We start from the raw sequence: 5,260 nt of genomic DNA, 5'->3' as shown, positions 1-5,260 counted from the left end.
AAATGGATTTATATAATTAGTTATATTGACTTAAGAAAAATTTCAGGTCATGATGAAAGTGAAATCACTGTAAATTTTCTCTAAGCCTTATTGAATTAGAGTAAGAAAATGAAGTATGAAAAAAGTAATCATTAGAGGAGGTGATTACACTATGACTATGGATAAGAAAGCCAATAGACTCATACATGAAAAGTCTCCATATTTGCTCCAGCATGCGTATAATCCTGTAGATTGGTACCCTTGGGGAGAGGAAGCTTTTGAGAAAGCAAAGAAAGAGAACAAACCTGTATTTGTTTCTATTGGCTACTCCTAGTTTGGTGTAACAAACCACATGTCATTGGTGCCACGTCATGGAGCGTGAATCTTTTGAAGACGAAGAAGTAGCATCACTCTTAAATTTATATTTCATCCCAATTAAAGTAGATCGTGAAGAACGTCCAGATGTTGACTCGATTCATATGAGCGTCTGCCAAATGATGACAGGACAAGGCGGTTGGCCGCTGAATGTGTTTTTAACACCAGATCAAAAGCCGTTTTATGCAGGGACGTATTTCCCTAAGCATAGTTATTACAATCGTCCGGGTATGATGGATATCTTACCGCAACTAGCTCATATTTACGAAAGTGATCAAGAGCGTATCACAGCTGTTTCACAGCAAATAATCGAAGGGCTACAAAATAAAGTAAAAGCAAGTAATGAGGCATTACATAAAGATGTATTACATAGTACGTTCCAGCAGCTTGCCAGTAGCTTTGATACGATATATGGCGGGTTTGGTGGAGCACCGAAGTTTCCATCGCCCCATATGTTAATGTATTTATTACGTTATCAACTGTTAATAGACAATGAACAGGCGTTATACTTTGCAAAGAAAACGCTTGATAGTATGGCAAACGGCGGGATATATGATCATGTTGGATTCGGGTTTGCCCGCTACGCAACAGATGAAGCATGGCTTGTTCCGCACTTTGAGAAAATGCTATATGATAATGCGCTTCTTCTTCACGCTTATACAGAGGGTTATCAAGTTCTTCATGATGAACGGTATAAACAAATTGCAGATGAAATCATCACTTTTATTAAGCGAGAAATGACTGATGAAAACGGTAGTTTTTATTCCGCGCTTGATGCAGATAGTGAAGGAGTAGAAGGGAAGTACTACGTTTGGTCAAAAGATGAAGTGATGGAAGTGCTTGGTGATGAGCTTGGCATATTGTATTGCGCAGTGTATGATGTGACGGAAAAAGGTAACTTTGAAGGGGCAAATATTCCAAATCTAATTCATACAGAGTGGGATAAAATGGCCGATCAGTTTGATTTATCTATTAAGGAAATAAAAGAAAAACTAGAAGTCGCTCGTGAAATTTTATTAGCGAAACGATCACTTCGTATATATCCGCATTTAGATGATAAAGTACTAACGTCATGGAATGCATTAATGATTAGCGCGTTAGGAAAAGCGGGTCGTGTATTTGTGAATGAAGAGTATGTGCAACTTGCCAAGCATGCACTCGTATTTATTGAAGAGAAACTTATTGTAAACAATCGTGTCATGGCTCGTTATCGTGATGGAGAAGTGAAGTTTAAAGGGTATATTGATGATTATGCTTATTTACTTTGGGCATATATGGAGATGTATGAAGCAACATTTGATTTGGAATACGTGAAGAAGGCAAAAGAAATTGTTACAGAAATGAATGCATTATTTTGGGATCAAGAGAATGGAGGCTTTTTCTTTACTGGAAGTGATGCGGAAGAGTTGCTTATTCGTGATAAAGAAGTATATGACGGGGCCATGCCTTCAGGAAATAGTGTAGCAGCAGTTCAGCTTCTTCGCTTAGCTTCCTTAGTAGGTGATGAGACGTTAAGACAGCAGGTAGAGATTATGTATACAACGTTCTCGAAAGCATTGTCTTCCTATGGAAGTGGACATTCTTTATTTTTACAAAGCGTATTATTGGCGGAATCCCCGAAAAAGGAATTTGTTATTGTTGGAGAAGATAATGAAGAGAGACGCAATCTTATAAAGAGAGTGCAGGGAACTTTCTCACCGAATAATTCAGTACTAGTTGCTGCATCATCAGATGAATTTGCTGGGATTGCTGATTTTGCAGTTCATCATAAAATGATTGATAATAAAATGACAGTTTATATTTGTGAAAACTATGCTTGTGAGCAGCCGCTGATAGATATGAATGAGATATTAAGAAGAATATAATGTGATACGAAAGAACCTCACTCATTTTATAAGTAGTGAGGTTCTTTTATTGCATGGTAATTAATCTTAAAAAAGAAAGAGTAACTTATACTTAAAAGTTACTCTTTTCATATACCTGATGCATTTGTAATCCTATCAATAAACTTACGTAAAGCACCTGAATAAAAAGTATCTTTTCGAACGATAAAAGTAGTGGGTACCCTTGAAAAACTTTTAGGTAAAGGAGTTAAGGCTAAAGAATGTTCGTGATCTTGTATAAGAGATTTTATCATGATAGCGATGCCCATGCCTGATTTTACACAAGCCAGTATAGCTTCTATCGTTCCAAATTCTAATACTCGTTTTGGATAAATTCCTTCTTCATAAAGCCATTTTTCTAATAGGTTTCGGTAGTAACAACCTTTGCTAAAAGCTAATATATTCATTTCCCCTAAATTTCTAAAAGAAAATAAAGGACGTTTACTAACAAGAACTAATTCTTCTTCTTGGAACAAAAGAGAATCGAGATCAGAATGATGAATAGTTCCAGCGATGAATGCACCTTCAAGCTTTCGTTCTAAAACAAGCTGAATTAATTTTTCTGTTGAATGGGTTTCTAAAATGAATTCCACGTCAGGGTATATTTCATAATATGATGTTAATATGGAAGGAAGACGGACAGCCGTTGTAGATTCTGTAGATCCAATTTTTAATGTTCCTTTTGGCTGTACTCCGTTGTTTTGGACAGCTTTAATAGATTGTTCCATTAAATGAATGATTTGTTTAGTATAAGTTAGTAAAATTTCTCCATTTGAAGTTAAAGAAACGCCTTTTCCATTTCGGTAAAATAATGGTGTCCCCAGTTCATTTTCTAGTTGTTTAATACGCATTGTCACATTTGATTGTACATAATTTAAGTTTTGAGCAGCGTGAGATATATTACCTTCCTTAGCGACTTCATGAAAAATAGTGAGATCTTTTATATCCATTGAAAAACCTCCTAAAGGTATCAATTATTTTGATGATTTTTATCATTAATACTCATTTTATATGATATCTGAACTTTCATACAATGAAAGGGATATTGGAGGGATGATATTGCTAAGTAAAGATGAGGTCATAAAGCATGGTAGTTTGTATAAATGGATTGTGCTCATGTTAGCAACAGTAACGCAGGCAAGTGCAACGCTTATAACATATGGGGTAGGACCTTTAGCATTTTTTTGGAAGGAAATATATCACCTTAGTGATATGCAAATGGGGTTGTTGTTAACTGCTGTTAATATTGGACCGCTCTTTTGTATGCTTTTTGTAGGGAGGTTGCTTGATCAATATAGTGAGAAGTTACTCATTGGAGTTAGTTCTATATTCCTTGGTGGGTCTATTTTGTTTATTCATCTAGTGGAAGGATTTATGGGATTATTATTTGTTCTTATGATAGTGGGAGTGTTTTATAGTATGGCACAGCCAGGCGGAAGTAAGGTGGTTTTAAAATGGTTTCCGAAAGAAAATCGGGGATTAGCTATGGGAATTAGGCAAGCTGGCATTCCGATAGGCGGTGCAGTCGCGGGGGCTATCATTCCAATACTCGCGTTAAAGTTCGGTTTGTCATTTACGATATATATTCTTTCAAGTATATGTATTACAGGAGGAGTATTATTTTTGTTGTTTTATAGGGAACCATTCGCTCATAATGAGCCTGCATTAACTAACAAAGAAATCTCTTTTTGGCAAAAGTTAAAAGAAGTGATGAGTAACAAGGCGTTATATCCAGTTTTGTTTACAGGAATTTGTATGATTTCATTACAAATGGTATTGATTGGGCATTTTATAAACTTTTTGATTACGGAGAAATCAATATCTCCCATTTTGGTGGGAAAAGTATTTTCAGTCACTTTATTTTTTGGTATGCTGGGGCGAATTGTATTAGCTGCAGTCAGCGATTCCTTCTATAAAGGTAATCGACGCAAGCCATTATTGATTTCTGTACTTGCTGCATTTGTTTTCATATTCATTTTAATATTGAATGTACATAATCTTTCGGTATGGAGTTTATTTTTGGTCAGTGGTTTGTTAGGTTTCTTTGCTATTGGATGGTTCAGTCTTTTTATGGTTGAGGTTGCTGAAACATCAAGCGAGGAATCAGTTGGAATGACTGTTAGCTTTGCGCTTACGCTAAATCAAATTGCGATTCTTTTAGCTCCGCCTATTTTCGGATCTATAGTGGATATAAGAGGGTATATGTGGGCTTGGATAGGGATAGCGATATTACTGGTTGCTTCAGCGATAAGTTTGTTGAAAAATTTGAAAAAAATGTCATGTGAATGACATTTTTTTGTGTGATATGCTGTATAATCAATTTTGAAATGAATTTTAAAAGAACTGGTAATACGACATATAAAGTGAAACTTTCAACAGTAAGAGGACTGCCCGTGAATAGCGGGATAAATGAACTTAATGCTTGTTATTATTTCTTTTCCGCTTATTTCTTTTTTTGAAATTCCCTGTTATTTTGGCTATAATGAGTTGACATTCTTTTTCATTGTCTGCAGGATTTATTTTATTAAAAAAATTACTCGCTTCGTTCCCTTTTAAAATCATAATTTATTTTCCATAATATTAGATAAAAACTATATTATTTTTATTTGTTTGATAACTGAACATTTCAAGAGCTAGTCGTTTTCCCCTATCGATGTTTTCCAATAGAGTGCCTCCTTTTTTATATCGTATATGTTGTTTGGAATGAATGTTACATAGAAATACAAAATTATAGTTAGGCGAATCGGATTGTTAGGTGGAATTTTTATGAGAAAGAAATACAATAGAAAGTAATCAAAAATTTGAATATAGAAAGCTTTCCTTGAATATCTTTCTATATGAACTTTTTGGAAAGGTAGAGAGAGAATCAAAAGGTACATGAAAGTAGTAGGATTGAGGATGAAATATGAATATGTAGTTTATTCCTCGGATATATATAAATCCATTTTAATTTTGCGACATCTAAATCCCTGCTATGTAGAATAAAAAGTAACCTACACTCGTCTGCTCGTTCTGTTTTTACT

4 protein-coding genes and 1 pseudogene are annotated in these 5,260 nt (G+C 34.8%); 3 read left to right on the top strand and 2 right to left on the bottom strand.

From position 1 onward, the window contains the following. Nucleotides 1–151: 151 nt before the first annotated feature. Both V7183_RS23350 and V7183_RS23345 read left to right on the top strand, forming a co-directional pair. Nucleotides 152–310: pseudogene (locus V7183_RS23350) on the top strand (DUF255 domain-containing protein); the annotation flags it as partial. Nucleotides 311–350: 40 nt separating this feature from the next. After that, the gene (locus V7183_RS23345) at nucleotides 351–2,219 is read left to right on the top strand and encodes a thioredoxin domain-containing protein (RefSeq protein ID WP_335360999.1); all 1,869 of its coding nucleotides are present in this window, start codon (nucleotides 351–353) and stop codon (nucleotides 2,217–2,219) included. 107 nt (nucleotides 2,220–2,326) lie between these two features. Here V7183_RS23345 and V7183_RS23340 read toward each other — a convergent pair whose 3' ends face one another. Continuing rightward, nucleotides 2,327–3,187, bottom strand: a complete 861-nt coding sequence (locus V7183_RS23340; protein ID WP_335360998.1) for a LysR family transcriptional regulator — start codon at nucleotides 3,185–3,187, stop codon at nucleotides 2,327–2,329. Nucleotides 3,188–3,290: 103 nt separating this feature from the next. Here V7183_RS23340 and V7183_RS23335 point away from each other — a divergent pair, with 103 nt between their 5' ends. Continuing rightward, nucleotides 3,291–4,526, top strand: a complete 1,236-nt coding sequence (locus V7183_RS23335; protein ID WP_438825196.1) for an MFS transporter — start codon at nucleotides 3,291–3,293, stop codon at nucleotides 4,524–4,526. A 126-nt stretch (nucleotides 4,527–4,652) separates the two neighbouring features. Here the strand turns inward: V7183_RS23335 and V7183_RS23330 are convergent, their stop codons facing one another. Continuing rightward, the gene (locus V7183_RS23330) at nucleotides 4,653–4,802 is read right to left on the bottom strand and encodes an ABC transporter ATP-binding protein (protein ID WP_306620589.1); all 150 of its coding nucleotides are present in this window, start codon (nucleotides 4,800–4,802) and stop codon (nucleotides 4,653–4,655) included. Nucleotides 4,803–5,260: the final 458 nt, after the last annotated feature.

Source organism: Bacillus sp. JJ1127 (assembly GCF_036965845.1).
Classification (GTDB): Bacteria; Bacillota; Bacilli; order Bacillales; family Bacillaceae_G; genus Bacillus_A.
The sequence above is the reverse complement of the archived record's forward strand: the minus strand, read 5'-3'. Positions and strand labels throughout refer to the sequence as shown.